General features: G+C 39.4%; 12 protein-coding genes. 4 read left to right on the top strand and 8 right to left on the bottom strand.

The features are described 5' to 3' along the window. Positions 1 to 99 precede the first annotated feature (99 nt). The gene (locus tag LC454_RS16925) at positions 100 to 1,002 is read right to left on the bottom strand and encodes a dihydrodipicolinate synthase family protein (RefSeq protein WP_223583652.1); all 903 of its coding nucleotides are present in this window, start codon (positions 1,000 to 1,002) and stop codon (positions 100 to 102) included. Positions 1,003 to 1,029: 27 nt separating this feature from the next. Then, a complete protein-coding gene (locus tag LC454_RS16920; RefSeq protein WP_120258890.1) occupies positions 1,030 to 1,530 on the bottom strand; it encodes a cupin domain-containing protein in 501 nt (166 codons plus the stop codon). A gap of 101 nt (positions 1,531 to 1,631) precedes the next feature. Here LC454_RS16920 and LC454_RS16915 point away from each other — a divergent pair, with 101 nt between their 5' ends. Further along, positions 1,632 to 3,053: a PLP-dependent aminotransferase family protein gene (locus LC454_RS16915; protein WP_223583651.1), complete on the top strand. Its 1,422-nt coding sequence runs from the start codon at positions 1,632 to 1,634 to the stop codon at positions 3,051 to 3,053. A 189-nt stretch (positions 3,054 to 3,242) separates the two neighbouring features. Here LC454_RS16915 and LC454_RS16910 read toward each other — a convergent pair whose 3' ends face one another. The 6 genes from LC454_RS16910 to LC454_RS16885 form a co-directional block, all read right to left on the bottom strand. Next, positions 3,243 to 5,537 (bottom strand): PQQ-binding-like beta-propeller repeat protein, encoded by a 2,295-nt coding sequence (locus LC454_RS16910; RefSeq protein WP_223583650.1) that lies wholly within the window; start codon positions 5,535 to 5,537, stop codon positions 3,243 to 3,245. 246 nt (positions 5,538 to 5,783) lie between these two features. Continuing rightward, positions 5,784 to 7,598 (bottom strand): RagB/SusD family nutrient uptake outer membrane protein, encoded by a 1,815-nt coding sequence (locus LC454_RS16905; protein ID WP_223583649.1) that lies wholly within the window; start codon positions 7,596 to 7,598, stop codon positions 5,784 to 5,786. A gap of 13 nt (positions 7,599 to 7,611) precedes the next feature. Continuing rightward, on the bottom strand, positions 7,612 to 10,974 hold the full coding sequence (locus LC454_RS16900; RefSeq protein ID WP_223583648.1) for a SusC/RagA family TonB-linked outer membrane protein: 3,363 nt from the start codon (positions 10,972 to 10,974) through the stop codon (positions 7,612 to 7,614). Between the two features lie 254 nt (positions 10,975 to 11,228). Beyond that, positions 11,229 to 12,329 carry a FecR family protein gene (locus LC454_RS16895; RefSeq protein WP_223583647.1) on the bottom strand — a complete coding sequence of 367 codons (1,101 nt, stop codon included), beginning with the start codon at positions 12,327 to 12,329 and terminating at the stop codon, positions 11,229 to 11,231. Positions 12,330 to 12,380: 51 nt separating this feature from the next. Continuing rightward, positions 12,381 to 12,926 (bottom strand): RNA polymerase sigma factor, encoded by a 546-nt coding sequence (locus LC454_RS16890; RefSeq protein ID WP_120258895.1) that lies wholly within the window; start codon positions 12,924 to 12,926, stop codon positions 12,381 to 12,383. A 222-nt stretch (positions 12,927 to 13,148) separates the two neighbouring features. Beyond that, positions 13,149 to 14,396 (bottom strand): winged helix-turn-helix domain-containing protein, encoded by a 1,248-nt coding sequence (locus LC454_RS16885; RefSeq protein WP_223583646.1) that lies wholly within the window; start codon positions 14,394 to 14,396, stop codon positions 13,149 to 13,151. Between the two features lie 252 nt (positions 14,397 to 14,648). Between LC454_RS16885 and LC454_RS16880 the strand changes: the two genes are divergently transcribed. The 3 genes from LC454_RS16880 to LC454_RS16870 all read left to right on the top strand — a co-directional run bounded on the left by LC454_RS16880 (position 14,649) and on the right by LC454_RS16870 (position 18,965). Further along, a complete protein-coding gene (locus LC454_RS16880) occupies positions 14,649 to 15,026 on the top strand; it encodes a nuclear transport factor 2 family protein (RefSeq protein WP_223583645.1) in 378 nt (125 codons plus the stop codon). A gap of 626 nt (positions 15,027 to 15,652) precedes the next feature. Beyond that, positions 15,653 to 17,092 carry an SWIM zinc finger domain-containing protein gene (locus LC454_RS16875; protein ID WP_223583644.1) on the top strand — a complete coding sequence of 480 codons (1,440 nt, stop codon included), beginning with the start codon at positions 15,653 to 15,655 and terminating at the stop codon, positions 17,090 to 17,092. Between the two features lie 49 nt (positions 17,093 to 17,141). Further along, positions 17,142 to 18,965 (top strand): HEAT repeat domain-containing protein, encoded by a 1,824-nt coding sequence (locus tag LC454_RS16870; protein ID WP_223583643.1) that lies wholly within the window; start codon positions 17,142 to 17,144, stop codon positions 18,963 to 18,965.

Here is an 18,965-nt window from a genome sequence, read left to right as displayed (position 1 = left end):
CTCGTAGCGTTTCGGGCTTTAAAAATCATTATTTTAAATCTTCAATAGATGTCCTAAAGCCAATATGTTATACATTTTCATTAGCTCCGTTTTTCTGCTCTATTGATATTGGTATCCTTCACTTTTTACTGAGGCGAGTATCGTTTCTAATGTTGCGATATCATGATCACTGAGTGGTCCCAAAGGGCTTTTAAAACCACCACCGCCTATTCCCAGAATATCTAGTCCGGCCTTAATGGAACGCGGCAACCCTTTTGCTACGATGAATTTGAGCAGGTCAACCTGTTGATAGAAGAGCTTTCTTGCCTTTTCCAAATTATTTACTTGAATTGCCTCGTACAATGCTATATTCAATTCGGGGATAAGGTTAGGAGCCGCAGTACACCAACCAGCTGCTCCGGCCGTAAAAGCAGCCAATGCCAATGGATTGGAACCATTGAAAAAGGCAACTTCCTCTCCCAATTCCTTCCTTAAATAATGCATGCGCTGAATGTCCCCTGTACTCTCTTTGATCATGGTCACATTGGGAATTTCGAGCAGGCGTTTCAGCAATGTTGGCGACATATCAACCCCGCCTGTTGCGGGATTATTGTATGCCATTATTGGGATAGAAATTTTGGATGCCACGGCATCGTAATGCCTTACTATTTCATCGTCGGTCAATTTCCAATAACTCATCGGTATAATCATCACGGCAGTCGCGCCAGCTTTTTCTGCAAACTGTGCATGGTAAATGGTCTTTTCCGTAGTCAGATTGGAAACGCCGACTAACGTAGGGACACGCCCTGATACCTGCTTCATGGTGGCTTCAGCAATAGCTTCTTTCTCTGCGTCATTCAAATAAGGCAGTACGCCTGTACTCCCTAATGGCGCAATCCCATGTGAACCCGCAGCAACTAAACGTTCAACCTGCTTTTTAAACAAAGGAATATCCACGACCTCATTGTCGTCGAATGGCGTAACAGGATAAGCGATTATCCCTTTAAATGGTACATTATCCATATGGTTTCTATTTTAATGTATGCTGAACTAAAAATCTCTTCCTTCTTCTTCGCGCAAGGCAACCCCTAGGTTTTGCAGTTGTGGCGCATTTTCACAAGCGATGTATTTTGCACTTTCGGTATCACTGGTGTTTTGGTGTTGATGCCAAGCCCAGGACGGAATATAAACGGCATCGCCGGCTTCCCATTCTACAATTTCATCCTCCACTTTGGTCCAACCTTTGCCCTCGATCACATACAGGACAGTCTCATAGGTATGGCGATGTAAATGCGTTTTTTGTCCGGGTAATAGTCCTCCGATCGTCAAACTGACATTTTTGCTTGGTAAGTCTACAAAGAAAACGGGATGCTTTCTTTCCGCTGAGAATTGATTGTGTACCCCAGCGTTTTCAACATTCTTATGGATGACATGTGAAGGTCTTACATAGGTAGGTCTTGCAAAGGTCTGATGAAAATCTTTAGAACTAAATTGCTTTTGTTCGGCATGAATTGATTTTTTTACTTCTGTTGATGCTTCTAATTTTGACATAACTTTAAAAATTTTAATGTTCATTGCATTATTGCATAACAAAAATATGCTAACTTTGGACTAGCGTTGTGATACAGTTTTTATAAAAACAAATAGTCCAGATGTTACGAGAGTGGGAATTTCAAATTCAATTAGATGAACAATCAGAGAAGGCCATTTATCTGCAGATTGCCGATGCCATCATAAACGATATTCATTCCGGCCGATTAAAGGCGGGTGATGCTTTGCCGGGCAGTAGAAATCTGGCGCAGCGACTGAAAGTCAATAGAAATACCATAGTAGAAGCATTGAGTGTACTATTGATAGAAGGTTGGCTTGTTTCCAGAGAGCGGCAAGGCACATTCGTTGCTTCGACCTTGCCCGATTTTAAGGAAACGCAGACTACAGCGCCAATCGCTGAAGCAACAAATGATGCCACGAGTGGATCTACTCAACTGCAAATTGATGATGGATACCCCAACAGCAAAATTGCACCTGTTAATGAATTAGCTCGGGCATACCGTCAAATTTTCAACCAAAAAGCGAAGTGGCAATTAATGGGCTACAGTAGCGAATTCGGGAATCTAGAATTTAGAAAGGCTGTGGTCCAAATGCTCAATCATCAACGGGGAATGCGGGTGAATGAACAACATATCTGCATCACAAGGGGGAGCCAAATGGCCATGTATCTTGCAGCTCAATGCTTACTTTCAAAAGGAGATTATGTGATCATTGAAAATCCCGGATATAAACCCGCTTGGGAGGCCTTTGACCAAAGCGGAGCCAAGTTGTTACCTGCGGGGGTAGATAACGAAGGTGTGATAATCGAGGATATAATAGCGCTTCTGAAATTGCACAAAAACATAAAAGCTATTTATGTGACACCCCACCGCCAATACCCAACTACGGTCACAATGAGCCTAAAAAGAAGACTGGAACTGATCAAACTTTCCAATGAATATGGATTTACCATTATTGAAGATGATTATGACAATGAATTTCATTTTGGTTACCGTCCCATTCTTCCGCTGTCAAGTTTTATGGAGCTTAAAAATTATGTGTATATCGGTACCATGAGCAAGGTCGTAGCTCCGGCGTTACGTATCGGTTATATAGCAAGTAATGATTGTACTTTGATCAACAAGGTCGCTCGTTTGCGCAAGATTATCGACGTGCAAGGAGACAGTATTATGGAACAGGCCGTTTTGCAATTGATCAAGGATGGCACCATAAAACGTCATATAAAAAAAGCAACAAATTATTATAAGACAAAAAGGGATATTACCGAAATATTACTACAAAAACACCTTGGAAATAAAGTATCTTACCTTATCCCAGAGGGTGGGCTTGCCTATTGGATCGTGCCTAAAAAGCAGATCGACTGGGTACTGATTTCGGAAAAACTCAATATGAAAGGTTTCAGCATGATCACACCAGAGAGCTACAGCTTTGACAAAATAATGAATGGTATGAGATTGGGATACGCATCGCTGTCTGATCAAGAATTGGAGGATTTTATCAGCGCTTTGGCGGACTTGTTTTAATAAACAGTACGGTCGGTGTTTAGCGTATGTCTATCCCGAGCTTTATTTCAGTAAAATAAGTTGGAGAACTGGGAATTTTAAGTTCTCTATTAAGCTGGGCAATATAAAGGTGAGTTGCCCAGCTAATTTTAAGATAATATTATCAAACTATTCCACCTTAGTCTAAGTGTGGCCTATATTCAAAGTAATTTATTTTGTTGTTGTCGTTATATTAAAACAATAGACATTACCAGCAAAGTCCGCAACATAGACTTCATTTCCATGAATAGAGACTTCAGCTAATATCGGTGTGCCCAGATTAACCTTTTGCACCAAAGTTCCATCTAAATTTAACACATATAGATAGCCGTCTGATCCGCCGAAAAACAACTTTCCAGCGGCATAGCGGACACTGGATTCGACAGTTGCAACTTTCTTATGAAGATCAGGAGTTGAGTAAGCAGAGCTGTAAATAAGGGCCTCCTCAGTCTGGAAACTCCATTTTTCGGTTAATGCATTACGATCAAATGCTTTTATCCCATTAGTCGCTGTGGGCATGATCACCAGTTCCTCTGTTAATAAGGGTGAAGCCATAACCTTAAAATCATCATCAGTTTGGCTTTTAGTTAACAGAGTCCCTTTCTTTTGATCCAATCTAAAAAGATTGTTCAGCCCGGCTACATAAAGCGAATTTTCATCTGCACTGGCTCCTCCGGTTCTAAATCGCAAACCATCTTCATTTTTCTTCCATAGGAGTTTTCCTGTCTTACTATCGTGAACAAATAAGGCATTCCAATTTGCACCAGTAATTAGATATCCGTTGGTGATCAGTAGTTCTCCAGGCATACCTTCACCACCATTCCATTCACTATTCTGCCATACTGTTTTCCCATCTTCGACTTTTATTGCTGATAGATAATTACCTGCGCCAGTATAATAAATACCATCGCGAACAACTCCAGCACTTACGTATCCTGGAAGCCGCCCACCACTGAGATCCTTTTTCCAAACAAGTTTGCCATCTTTTTCATCGATTGCATACACTGTACCTCCCATATCTGTTGCCAATACCAAGCCATTGCTATAGGCCAACTTCTGCTTGACGGAGTTCTGGGTATGGAAAGTCCAGATGGTTTCCCCAGATTGGGCTTTTAATGCCTGAATTTTACTTTTACCACCAATGGCATCATCGATACTGGCCACATATACCCGCTGTCCCTGAACAAGAGGTGAACTCTTCCATACATTAGACCCTATGTTTTTTGACCAAGCCAATTGAAGAAAAGCGGTAGAAGTGGGTTCATTATGCCAAGCAAATTTCTTAAGCGCCTGTGTGCTGTCGCCATAATTTACTTCCAGCATAATATCATACTGCTGATCGGTACGGCGTGGAACTGTAAAATTTCCACGCCAGTTCCAGTCGCTAACGGGTTTCAATTTAGCCGTTTTTATCGCAGTTCCAAATTTATTTAATAGTGTTGCATACACAGAAATAACATTCTTTTCCGTATGATACACACTTGTGCTAATTTCTATTTCTTTTCTGTTTGAAAAAATCTGCATTCGCTTACTTTGTGGGTAAATTAACGCGATGTGATCTGACAAATAAGGATACTTTGGCGTTATTTTGCTAACCCCCTTTTTATCCACATCAATAACCAGGAATTGAGCTGCAGAATTATCTATTCCTCCTTTATTAGGAGCATTTGTGGATATAACCGCAACTCCATCTCTGCTGCCAAAACTATAATTATTGTGCCAATGGCCATACAGGTATGCTTTTAGATTATACTGCTTCAAATCGATAGAATCGGTTTTTCCTCTCATCACGAAATCCCTTCCAACAAGCAGGTCATGATTAATAAAAATGAGCGGTTTATCTTTTGCTTTTAGTGCCAGATCTTTTTTCAACCAAGCGATTACTTGATCCTGACTATAGCTGGGTGCATAATCACCGCCAGGCATGGGCGTCACCACAAAATGGGCTGGTCCTGCCTCAAATGAATAATAGACCGGACCAAATAAGTCCTCAAATAGTTTTTCACCATACTCACCTTTAACAAGGTCATGATTGCCTACTGTGTAATAGGTTGAAACGCCCATCAGTTCCGTATTTACCTGTCGGGCATGAAACTGCATCCCCGGCTCGTAGCAGATGTCGCCCGTATGCATAATCAGTGTGGCATTTTGTTGCTGCGAAAACTTACGGATATTGTCTATCCATTCCCCGTATAGTGGCGTTTCGGTATCTGTAATCTGAATAAACCGAAGCTTATCCGCCTCTTGCTTTTCATCTTGGATTAAACCGAAATCATAATTTTCTAGTTTTGGATCAATCTTAATATAATGAGTTCCACTTGCTTTATAACCAGCTGGAACACGCACAAAGAGAAATCTGGCTTTATCATTCTTTTTTAGGTTAAAGCTTCCATCTTCAGCAGTTTTTACAACCTCGTAACCATCGGATAATACAATATCTTTCATTCCTTTTTCAGCGTTTTCCATCTTTTTGTTGTTATCAAGATCCAAAAAGACATGCCCCCGATATTGAGCGTAAATTGCATTACTACATAGTAGTAGCAGTGATAGTATAAATTTATGTGTAGAACATTTCATATAAAAACTCTAATTGCAAATAAAGATAGGGTGCCATCCATCGATTGGAGTACCCTATCTTTAACCTTAAAATTTGTAAAAAATAACTCTTTTAATTTAGTCTTTTAGCATATTATCTAGCATAAAACCAATCCCTTACCAAAAGTTTGTCTGTACCAACTTACTACCATCCAGAACCATCTGACTATTAGCAACCGGATAATAGTAATACTTCGGTTTTTCAAATGTCTTCTTCTTATCTCTGGCTACAGTGAACATTATATGTCCATTGTTCCCATTTTCAAGATAAATTGAAGTATTATTACCATTGGCATCTTTTAAATAATACAGGGAAATGTTCTTCTTTTCCTCTTCTGTCAAGTCTTTAATCGGACCGGTATCCTTTGCTGATTCAAGTATAGCGATATCTATTTTACCATCTCCGGTTACGTCCATTGGTCCCAATGCTTTTACATACATCCCTTGTTGTTGATCGGCCAGACGTTCGCCAACTTCCCATCTAAAAATGTCTCTATAGCGTTGACCTTCACAAGCCAGTTCAACACGTCTTTCTCTCCGTATTTCTAGGACAAGCCCCACATTGCCTCCTTTCACATTTGAATAGTAAGCTTGCAATTTCGGATCCACATTGGCATTTGCCTCGCCCAGCTGCATGCTTGGCATCCCCACACGTTGACGTAGCAGGTTGACCGATTTGTCAAGATCAGCCTGGCTCGTGAGGATTCCCAGCTCCGCTTTGGCTTCCGCGAAGATTAACAGGATTTCGGCATAACGAAATACAAATGCATCTGTATAGGCTGCCTCCCAACTGATCATATCTGCTATTTCGGGATAGAATTTGATCTGATTGTACCCTCCGAGCGTTGGTTTGAGTCGCTGTGGGGTTGCAGCATTGACTGACTGAAACCCAGGTTTCATAAAAGTCTGCTCAAGGCGCGGGTCTCGGTTTACAAAAACTTGGTCTATATTCTTCGTTTTATAATCCGCTTGGTCCGTAAAACGCTTTCCGTCTTTCATCAGATAGTTTTCCATCAGCGTTTGGCTCAGAGCCCATTCATAATCCAATACCGTATGTGCATTACGTCTTCTTCCTAAATCCTTATCGTAATCAATAAATAGGATGGTCTCAGGATTGGCCTGCAGGTTAAGACTTATAAATAGATCCCGATAAGCACGGTTAACACCACCAGCATTACTAATTGAAAACTTATTTGACTTCATAATCTCCTCAGTAGCAGAAACCGCTCTTTGCAGAAAAGTATTGGCCGATCCGCTCAGATTCAAATAAGAGTGATATTTACGGAAAGTTCCTTCTTGCAAGGCGAACTGCGCTAATTGCGCCAAGGCTCCCCATTTCGTAACTGTCGACTTGTGCCCATCGGGTTTGATATTGGCAGCGGCAAATTCGAGATCAGCCATGATTGAATCCACAACAAGCGACCGGCTGTCTTGTTTTTTGTGCAATAGTTCAATATCTGATGTTCCCATTGTCTGACTATACCAAGGAACATCACTGTACTGGTTGACCTTATCGATATAAAACCGTGCACGAAAAAACTTTGCAATGCCGATGTAATGGTTCACATCGGCGGCACTAGCCCCCTTCACACGCCCAGCATTTTCAAGAAAGAAATTAATATTTCTCAATGCTGACCAACTCCACACTGCTGCATTCTGCGCGCTCACGCCACCACGCATGATCTCATCAATCGTACTTCCAGAATTGTAATGTGCCAGATTATCTGTCCCAAGATCCGCTATCGGCGCACTCAAACTACCGTAGAAACCATCGGTATAAGTTTTAAGATCGTTTACATTGCTAAAAAACACTTCCGGTGTAACCGATGTCGTGGGATACCTATCCATGAAATCATCGTTACAGCTCATGATCAGGAACAAGGCCCCCAGCAACGCTCCAATCTTGATAATTTGTCTTTTTATATTTTGCATGATAATAGTCATTTTAGAAATTAAAGTTTAAGCCAAACGAGTAGGTCCTTTGGAAAGGATATGCCGTCCGATCGCCAACAATTTCAGGATCGAGATAATCCATTAGTTTGGTAAACTCAAAGAGGTTTTCACCGCTGACGAACAGACGCAATCGATCTATCCCCCATCTATCTGTCATCAACTTGGGAAGTGTGTAACCCAAAGTCACATTTTTCACCCTTAAATAACCTGCATTCTGCAAATATTTAGTCTGCGTCGCAGCTAGTTCAATACCACTTTGCTCGGCTACATAGGATTTTGGTCTTGGCAAATACGCATTTGGATTTTCAGGCGTCCAATGGTCCAAGTTAAACTTGGTTAGACTCGCCCAAGGTTGAGCATATATACCCCAAAAATAGTGGTCACCACCTGGAGGATAATAATTTCTTTTTCCGACACCTTGCAGGAACACGCGCAAATCAATTCCGTTCCAGCTTGAATTCAAATCTATACCGTAACTGTAACGCTGTCTCGAATTACCGATAATTTTATAATCTCCATGATTATCCAAGGTCCAATCCCCCCGGTTTATTTTGCCGTCACCATTGATATCAGCAAACTTGAGGTCACCCGGTTCCAATCCTCTCGTACCAGGATAAGAAGTGACATCATTTTGATTAGCATGTGCCTTGATCTCTTCCTGAGATTGGAAAAAACCCAATGTGGTTAGCCCCCACATCTCCCCCAATTCCTGTCCGACATAATAATCGCTTAAGTTATTTTTAGGATTATTGTATTTTGTAATATAAGCTCTACTGTCTGCTAAATTAACTCTTGCGGAGAATGAAAACGGTTTGCTGGCCACCATAAACTCTTTATTATATCCAAGTGTTAATTCCCAACCGTTGGTTTTTAGGTTCGCCGCATTTTCAAGAGGAACCCCCGTACCAAGGACGATTGGCAACGTCCTACCTGCTGTCAACATATCTTTGGTATCACGACGATAGATATCAAATGAACCAAAAAATTGATTTTTAAATAAGCCTATATCCACCCCAAAATTAGATTGTGTGATGGTTTCCCAGGTCAGGGTTGATGACACTAAGCCCGGACTACCCACAATAGGTACAACCTTGCCATCCAAAATTGCTCCACTTCCTTTGGACATATTGGCAATATAAGGGTAATAGTTGTCCCTTAGATCCTGATTTGCCAATGAACCATACGATCCACGCAGTTTAAAATTGGACAGGGTCTCCTTAATTGGCTGAAAGAAGTTTTCTTGCGAAACTACCCATGCAGCGGATACGGAAGGATTGAATGCAAAACGATCTTTTTTAGGGAATCTGGAGGAACCATCATAGCGGAGGTTAGATTCCAAGATATATCTATCTTTATAAGTATAGTTTAATCTGGCAAAAGCCCCTCTTACCGACCAGGCATAATCAAAAGCACCGACAGAAGGAGTTTGACCAGTCGCGAGTCCTATCGTGGGTAGCGAATTGGAAATCAACTGATCCCGGGATGCCGAAAATGACTCATATATCCGTTCTTCCTGATTGAAGCCCAGCATCACTGAAAAATAGTGATCATTGAGTGTCCGCTGATATTGTGAATAAATATTGTACACATTATAGCGTGTTTCATTACTTCCATTGGAGGCATAGCTATTGAAGTTTTGCCTGTTCATCACATTTGGTCCTGTACTGTAGGCAAGCGGCAACTGAAAGAAGTGTGATTTTCCAGAAACCCTTCTAAAGGTCGCGTCCCCATTTAAGGTCCAAACATTTTTGATGAAGTCGATTTTCGCACCAAAACTAGTTTGAAAATCGTTGATGCGACTGATACTGCGGCCCCCTTCGGCTACAGCTCCGATCATATTTACCCCAGCTTCTGTATAGGTACCATCCGGATTTCGGACGGTATTCAGCGAAGGTTGACGGTTAACATTATGCCAGTAGAGATACCCCTGATCAATTGCTGAGGGCTGATCATACTTATCATTTGTAAAGGTTGTATTATTTGATAAAGTAAACCAGTCCGTGATTTTGTAATCACCTTTTGCCCTGAAATTATAGCGGTCATAGGTATCGGGACTGATCCGTAGCATACCATTTTGTTTGTAGTATTCACCAGAAAGGTAAAACGAAGAGCGTTCATTCTTTTGCGCGATGCTGATATTGTTGGTATACGAGGGTTGTATATTTTTATAAACTTCCTTAAACCAATCCGTAGATCCTAAATAGATATAAGCATTTGGATTTTGTGGATCGACGATTACACGAGGCAATGAAGGGTTTTCACTCAGCTGTTTACCATATTCGAGCATTTTCTCATCGTAAAGATTGTACCATGGTGCTGACATGATATTCCTGTATTTCATTACCTGATACGGATCATCCTCTATCTCTACTGTACGTGTTATTGCTTTTGCCGCAAAGATTGAGTTGGCCGTGACCTTAATTTCCTTCGTTGTACCCGATTTAGTCGTAACCAGTACAACCCCGAAAGCAGCGCGACTACCATAAATCGCCGCTGACGCTGCATCTTTCAATACAGTAACACTAGCAATGTCCATTGGATTCATACGATTGAGCTCCTCGTTCGTTGCTGGAATCCCATCAATAACAATAAGTGGCCCACCACCTGACAGTGATGTATACCCTCGCACATTGATCCCTGGCGAGCTATTGGCTCTTCCAGAGGTCGGTGTAATATTAAGATTAGCCATAGCGCCCTGCAATGCTGTCCCCACATTTGTAATCGGTCTACTTTCCAAAAACTTTTCACCAATCTGATCTACAGCTCCCGAAAGATTGATCTTTTTCTGCGTACCATAGCCAACAACGATGACCTCGTCGAGATGAGACTCTGCAGTTTCCATCAATACATCCGCTCTGTTCTTGTCTGAGACATTGATTTCAACATCTTTATAGCCCATAAAGCGAAACAAAAGGATTGCTTTCTCTGGAACCCGTATGCTGTAACGTCCATCCTTATCGGTTTTTGTTGATATTCCAGCTACCCCCAGTACAGTCACCGTCACTCCTGCCATTGGTCCGGAAGCATCTTTCACAGCTCCTGACACTTCACGATCAGTCTGTTTTTTTTCTTTAATGACGATCGTACTTCCCATGATATCAAAGATCAAATTGCGACCACGCAATGTCTTTGCCAATGCAGCCCTTACATCAGATCCTGCCACAGAGATATCGACACGTGAGGCATTTTCAAATAGCCTTTCATCGTAAAACAGACGCAACTTCGTCTGGTTGGAAATCTCTTTAAGGACAGTTTCAATTTTGGCATTCTTCAAGGACAGATTTACTTGTTGCGCATATCCAGATGCTCTAACACCTACCGTAAATGCCAGCAACAGTACACAAATCAACTTCATAGTCAAAATGACTTTAATGCTTAGGGTATAAGAATGACTTCTCCGGTCCCCCCATGCTATTAATGGAGAAAAAAATTTCATAACTTTGAATTGTTAAGGGTTTAATAATCTATAGAATTCGTACTTCGATAAATTTGGCCTTTTACAACAGGGGATGCGTCAACATCCCCTTTTCTATTGTATAGAACCTTTTGGTTAATTCGTCTGGTTATATCATATCTTATAAATTTTAATTGGTGAAAAATTTAACTGTACTAACGAATGATTATATGCCGTCCATCTATTTCAAACTTTCGGTTTGTCGCAAACGACAGAATGTTCAACACCTCTGAAAGTCTGGATTCCCGGCTAAGCGTTCCATTAAACCTATTGCTTACGGTGATATCCTCCGCATTAATAAAATCCACATTATACCACCTAGAAATTTGACTAATAATTTCCGAAAAGCTGCTACCCTCAAGTGAAAACTCCCCCCGTTGCCAAGCTGTATTTTTTTGTATGTCTGCTGGCTGTATGCGTATTTTATCCGTACTAATGATGGCTTCATTTCCTGGGAGAAGATAGGCTTCGTGTCCTTGACTCATAATTTTCACCTTACCTTCTACCAAAGAGGTATTGATTTCTTTATGGTAGGCATTTACATTAAAACTCGTACCGAGTACCTCGATAACAGAGTTTTCAACTTCGATCCGAAAAGGTTTGTTGGCATCTTTGGCTACTTGAAAAAAAGCTTCTCCAATCAATTTTACTCGGCGTTCATCCCCTTCAAATTGATCTGGGTACTGTAATGTTGAAGCAGCGTTTAACCATACTTGGGTACCATCGTTCAATACAATACTATAGGTGCCCGCTGCTGGTACTTCTAATTTCAGATTCCCCTTAAGTTCTGCGGACTTTATGTTTTCGACCTGATCTTCCTTTCCCAAAGAATGTGTTTCCCCATGCTCATTGGAAAGCCTCGCATAACGCTCACCAGGAAGAATATCATTTTTATACAGGCCTGTTGTATCCGGAGTAATGGCCGCAAGCTGTGGAGCAGGGCTTGTTTGTCCTTGTTGCAAGAATAAAACAGTAATAGTTAACGCAAAGAGAACTGAAGCTGCAATGGCAATCCGTTTCCATGTAAACACATTTTTGTTAGGTTTCATCTTATTCATCTCCCCTTCAAATTTGTGCATCAAAACATCTTTGGATCGACCTAACAACGCCTCTCTTTCATTCTTTGGCAATGTTGGTTCATCATCTAATGAATAGAACCATTTGGATACAAGCTGTTCTTCTTCTGGATTGCACTCCCCTCTCAAATATTTTTTAAGTAATTTTTGAGCATGCTCTCTTTGATTATCTTCTGTCATATATCTATATAACCTTAGATAGCGGATAGAAGTACCGAAAAAAAATGATTTTTATTTCGCCTTAAGCTTTAACCGACTTAAAGCCAGCGAAATATTATTCTTCACGGTCTGTTCGGATATTGATAGTCGAAAAGCGATTTCTTTAATGCTTAAGCCTTCGATACGGCTGAGATTAAATGCTGACTGCATTGTGGAGGGCATCTTAGCGACTTCATTATCCAGCAAAAACGAGAGTTCTTTAACCATCAATTTCTCATCGCTGTTACTTGCACCAACTGGTTCGTTGGTCAGTGGAAACACTAGTCGCTCGAAATATGAAATCCGTTTTTGATCCCTTGCCATCCAGTCAATGACTTCGTATTTAGCAGCTTTGAAAAGATAGGGGTAAATAGATTCCTCGATTTCTATTTTATAGCGTCTGTTCCATAAAGATGTAAAAACCTCTTGAAGGATATCTTCAGCATCTGTAATAGAACCAATCCGCTTTAATATAAAACTTAATAAAATATCTGCATAGCGATCAAATAACACCGAAAATGCCTGTGTATTGCCTTCTCTCACAATATCAAACAATTCTTTATCAGACAGATCTCTCATGACACATTGATTATTATGTACACTATATCAGATTTCCAGAGGATTTTTACAAAGGTATAATTGTGATGTTAATATAACATTAAATTGTACATCCTGCAAGCTACAAAATAATAAATTTTAAAAATAGAGTATTTAAATTAGGTGAAGATCAAGTAAGCTTATAATACTCCTTTTCTGATCAAGTATAAGTTTTCCAAATTCTACAGTTATGCCGTACAAAAACTAGGAACTACTGGAAAGTGCTACTATTGGGGCAGAAATTGCTTCATATTGACAAAAAATATTGTTCAGAAGTAGGGCTAACGAATTATTCAAGGGACTTACCTGTGTTAATTTTATGGAATCACACCCGTTAAAAGTGGCAAACTTTTTTATTATTTCTGCAAAAGGCTCTACCCACAATGCAAAGTCTATAGACTGTTTTTCTATATGCAGATGGATCAGTTCAAGTTGCCTATTTTTTCGATGCGCTTTGCAGTCTACTCTGCCGATAAATGTATTGCCAAATAAAATAGGTAAACAAAAATATCCGTATTGTCTTTTCTCCTTTGGTGTGTAACATTCAATTCGATAATCGAAATTGAAAAACTGCTGAACCCGATCACGATGAATAATAGCATTGTCAAACGGTGATAGCAAATTAATTTCCGCACGAATCTTCGCTATTCTTCTGTCTACTACATCTCGGAGAACATAAACTGACGGATAGCCTTCAATAGTAACTTTTTCTATTACATCCTCCTCAATCAGTGCACGCAAAACGTCATTTACATTTTTCCTGATCGCTTCGCCCGCTTTAAGATGAGTAATCTGTTTGACAGTAGTCCATCCATATGCTCTTAAATAAGTTTTTACTAAATACTCGGCAAACTCAAGTGAACTTGGCTTCGTCAGGTCGATATCATTTGGTAGTACTCTTTCTGCGATATCATACGTCTTTTGCATTCCATCGCGTTCAGAAATCATTAAATCCCCCTGCAGGAAAAGCCGTTCCAAAGCAATTTTTGCAGGCTTCCAATTCCACCAGCTTCCCAGTTTTTTAGTTTCATTTTCAAAGTCTCTTGCTCTTTTGGGACCTTCAGCCCGCATGGTATCTATGATATATTGCATCATTTTAGGGTCCGCATTGTAGTAATGTGATTCACTTTGTTTTACTTCCAACATTCGCGGTAAAACAAAGCGAAAATCTTTCATCGGAAGATAAGATGCTGCGTGAAACCAATATTCAAATACCTGATGCTCCTTTACGAGTTCATCCAAATAACTTGTTTTGTAATCAGGGATCCTTGTCCAAAGCGTATGGTGATGGGCCCTTTCAACAATTGATAATGTATCTATCTGTAAATAACCGAGGTGATCCAGTGCTTTGAGCACGGCCTTTTTTCCTTTTCCGAATGCTGATCGGCGAAGTAAGCCCTGGCTTTCCAATGTAATATTTTTTAACTGCTGTAGGGTCAAGTTTCGCTGCATTTATTTAAGTTTATTCTCTTATAGTAAGATGTTTTCTACTTCTACATGCTTTACAGCATTCATTTAGTCTTTAACGAGGGCTAACATCGATATTAATCCCGATAACCGCTATGTATTGTTATGGTCCAATGGAAACGATCAATGAACCTTTTATGATTCAATCAAATTTACGAAATAAAGTGTCCCGCAGTAGCCGTCTGATTTTTTTTGTTATTTTTAAAGTAAATAAAGTTATTAATTATATAATCAATTATGAGTAAAGTTACTAAAGAAGATGTTGCGGATGCAGAAAATCAGCTTTTCTTAGCCCAGTTGGCAAGCAATGTAGATGCTCTGGACCAACTATTATTTGATAATCTCATTGCAATTGCACCAACGGGGCAAATGTTAACTAAAGAAATGGATTTAAATGCGCATAGAACAAAAGCAATGATTATTGAAGAGGCTTCCACAGAAATTGATGATATCAGAATAACCGGAGATACCGCGCTTTCCGTCGTTACGATGAAGGCAAAAGGCAAGGTAATGGGAGCTCCATTGGAAGGAAAATTCAGGTATTTCAGGGTTTGGAAATATGTTGATGACAAATTAAAAGTCATTGGTGCAAGTTTCATGCAATTGCCTGAATAAGGATGTGATGAATTGCTTGCATCTATAGCTCGTTAATATTAAACCAGATGCTATATAGAACCAATCGGTATACCTTAAGAATATCATGTGACGCACTTGCTTATAATGCAATATCTGACACAGATGACTGGTTTGAATTTAAATACGAACTTAACACAAAGTACTACATTATCTTATTGATTAGATTATTTGAAAAGCGTTTAATCTCCAATTTACTCCCTCCGACCTGTCGTGAATACAGTTTTTATGATCCCGTGAAACCTTAAACAGGCAAATCTTATCGGCTATAAATCATTCCTAAAGGTATTAAAATCATTTTTATAAGTCACTTCTAAAGTAGATTAATGCGGTCGTTTTGTGCCACAAATCAATCGTTCCAAGTGCTGAAATATCGAACATACTGATGATGTATCCAAAAACTGGATGAGAAGATGCTATTCCTCACAAAAAAGTCAATATTCGAGAGCATGCGCTTCGTGAGCAGCCGACTGTATTAAGCAAAATGGAACGATTAGTATTCACTTGAAATCATGAAAGACAACAATTGAAAAACTTATCCACACAGATAATTCTATTAAAAACATTTTTTATCTTGGAAGAGCAAACGACTATATGAAATAGCATTTATGGAAATCACCGAATCACAGATTGAATCTCTCGCTCCCAATGCAGCTGCTGTCAAAAATGGGCGAGATTTAGCAGCTAAAAATAAATTCTCAAATCTCCACATCGATGCTGACAACACCATAATTTGGGGGGATTGTGCTGGCAGCGGTAAAAATCCCTATTCATGCTCTGCGGATTTCTTTGAGAAATCGAATCCAGTATTTAGATGCAGTTGTCCGAGCCGCCAATTTCCTTGCAAACATGGCATCGGCCTACTTTTTGCCTATAAAAATGGTCTCACTTTTAATTCTAGCGATATACCATCTGATATAATAGACAAGCGCAATAAAATTGAGAAAAAGCAGGAGAAAAAGGAATTACTCCAACAAACGCTAAAAGAGAAGGTAGATCAACCTAAAAAGATCAATGCAACAGCTTTAAAGAAGAAAACAAGTACTCAGCTAACCGGCATTGAACTCGCAGAAAAAATTTTGTTTAATATAATACAAAACGGACTTTCATCAATTGATCAAAAGGAACGGAAAAACTATGAAATACAAATAAAAGAGCTGGGGAACTATTATATATCGGGAATTCAGACTTCGTTCCAACATTTTCTGATCTTACTAAGTGACGTAAAGAATGAGCAGTTTACACCTGCGATCGATCAACTTAATTATATCCATAGCTTGCTTAACAAAGCCAGAACTTATCTCCAAAGTCGGTTGGATAATCCAGATAGTCCCATCGATACAAGTTCTTCAATTGAAGAACAAATTGGAACGATATGGAAATTGACAGAACTCACTTCTTATGGTCTCTATGAAGAGAAGGCGGAATTGATGCAACTTTCTTTCGATTCATACGACAATCCTGCCCGTCGAGAATTCGTTGATGAAGGAATTTGGATAAATATGAAATCTGGTGTACTGTATAAAACAAAAAATTATAGACCGCATAGAGCTTTAAAATATGTTAAAGAAGATAACAGCTTTAGCGATATCTTGCAACTTGAAGAGCTTTTCATCTATCCGGGTGGATTAAATCCACGTATCAGGTGGGAATCGGCTAGTCAGACACAAAGAGCACCTTCGACCCAAGACATCGCTGCACTCCACCAGTATGCATCAATAAATTATGCTGAACTATTCAAAGGAGTAAAAAACAGTATTAAAAACCCCTTGGAAGATAAAAATCCCGTTGTTTTAATACATGTCCACCATACCTTCTTAAACGGAAATGATCTCGTTGTTGAAGACGCTAACGGTTACAAATTGACTTTAGTAGATTTCGAAATAAGTACAGTAAAACCAACAAAAATCTTACAGCGCCTTATTTCTGAATATCCCGAACAAACTAGCCTTTTGGTCATGTTAGATAATAATATCACATCGGGACTTTTTACAGGACAACCTTTATCCCTGATCATAGGCAATCAATTGGTAAAACTATTGTATTAAAATTTATTTGACCTACCAGTGTCATAATTACACAATTAAACACATTGCAATGAAAATTCAAGCCTTGTACGACTTACAACAAGAAATAAACAGATTGTTTATTGCAGGAAGCAAGTTTTCGCAGGATGATCCGCGCTTGTTGAAATTGGTTCCAGTTTTTGAAAAAATGGGGGAAAAAGCGCCTGTCTTTAAAAAAATAGCTGGAGATATCGATGAATTGACAAGGACAAATGCTCAAGAATCCGCCTCCAAATTAATGGCTATCAGCACACTAGTGTACGCTGTACTCTACACACAAGGAGAAGACATTGTTGCTAATCAAAAACAAGAAGCACAGTCACCCAGTTTTGACATACAAGAGATACAGACATCAAACTCTTATCTCACATTAAAACCTATTATAACAGCGCTCACACAAAGCAATAGTGGTCGACTAGAGATTTTGGAAGATGCCTACAAAAGGAACATCTTTAGGGATTTTCGTCTAATGCCTTATCTCGATCAGGCCCTAGGAGATAGATACAGTGAATTAGCTGATTATATTGCAGAGCCAATTGCTAGTCAGGCGGGAAAAATGCTTATCCCATTTTTGTTGACAAGTTTTAAGTATGAGGATAAAACTGAAAATGTGCGCCGTTTGCGAATTTTAGACAAACTGCACTATACAGACATTCAGGATATTATCGACAATATCTTCAGCAACAATCTGCCTAATTTACAAGAAGAGGCTATCAATATATTAGCTAAAAACCCCAACAACGAACAATTTATCATTCAGCTTGCAGACGATAAAAATAAGCAAGTCCGTGAAGCTGCCTATAAGGCCTTGTCAAATTATAATTCCGAAACAAGCCTAAAGAAATTGGTAAATGCGTTTAAAAATTTAAAGAACAACAAATCATTAAACGCGTTAGTTTCTGCCCTATCCCGGTCCTCGATGCCTTACTTTTTTAAGGAAGTCAACGATCATTTCAATGAAAAATTAGAAAATTTCATCCAATTAGATCCTGCTGCAGAAGAGAAAATTGTATCGGATAAATTGGAAGAAATAGCTGTCGGATTTGAATTATTCGCGAACAAAGATAGGAAAGAAGTCTACGAGCTTTTCGATAAGTTTTTATTATCGGAAACGATCAACAATCGTATCCAAAGCAAAAAATCAATCTTTAACGAGCCAGCACAAGACGTCGCATACAGTATCTCTTACGTATTAAACAGTTTTGACAAAGTCAATAGGCTACATTACCTAGAGCAGATCGTTCCAAAAATGGCTAAAGATAATTGGCAGGTACCGATTTTCAGAAATTATTTCTATGCCGCTTTTGCCAACAATCTTTCCAGCGATAAAATCTTTAATCTGTTCAAAACAGCTTATGCAAAAGGTTTTATTGACGAAAGTGACCTATTTAATATTGTCTATCCCCAAACAGGTTATCTCGTTCCTGAGGAAACCGCACCTCGACCCCCACAACAGGTCTTAAGTAAGCAATGGATACCGGTTTTGTACGAGAGGCTGCGTGAAATGAAAAATTGGAACGAGAATCTCACGCGTCTGTTTCAATTGATCCACATTACGGAACAGAATAATACATCCGAATTGAATGTTTTCCTTCGAGAAAGAATTCAAAAAGAAACCCTGAGAAAAGCAGAAAACTTATTTCAGCTCGTTATGGATAGAGAGGTCTCCGATAGATTTGAGTTAATTTTTAACGCATTAGCGAACCATAATACGAGTTATTATTATTCCACAATTACCAATGCAGATTATTGGAACCTGTTTCCAAAGGAATATGCAGAAAAAATCAGGACAATGAACCTTACTAAAAAAATAACGATATTCAACGAAATTGCGGATAAAATAGATGCGCTATAA

The sequence above is a fragment of the Sphingobacterium sp. GVS05A genome, assembly GCF_019969845.1.
In the GTDB taxonomy this organism is placed as follows: Bacteria; Bacteroidota; Bacteroidia; order Sphingobacteriales; family Sphingobacteriaceae; genus Sphingobacterium.
The sequence above is the reverse complement of the archived record's forward strand: the minus strand, read 5'-3'. Positions and strand labels throughout refer to the sequence as shown.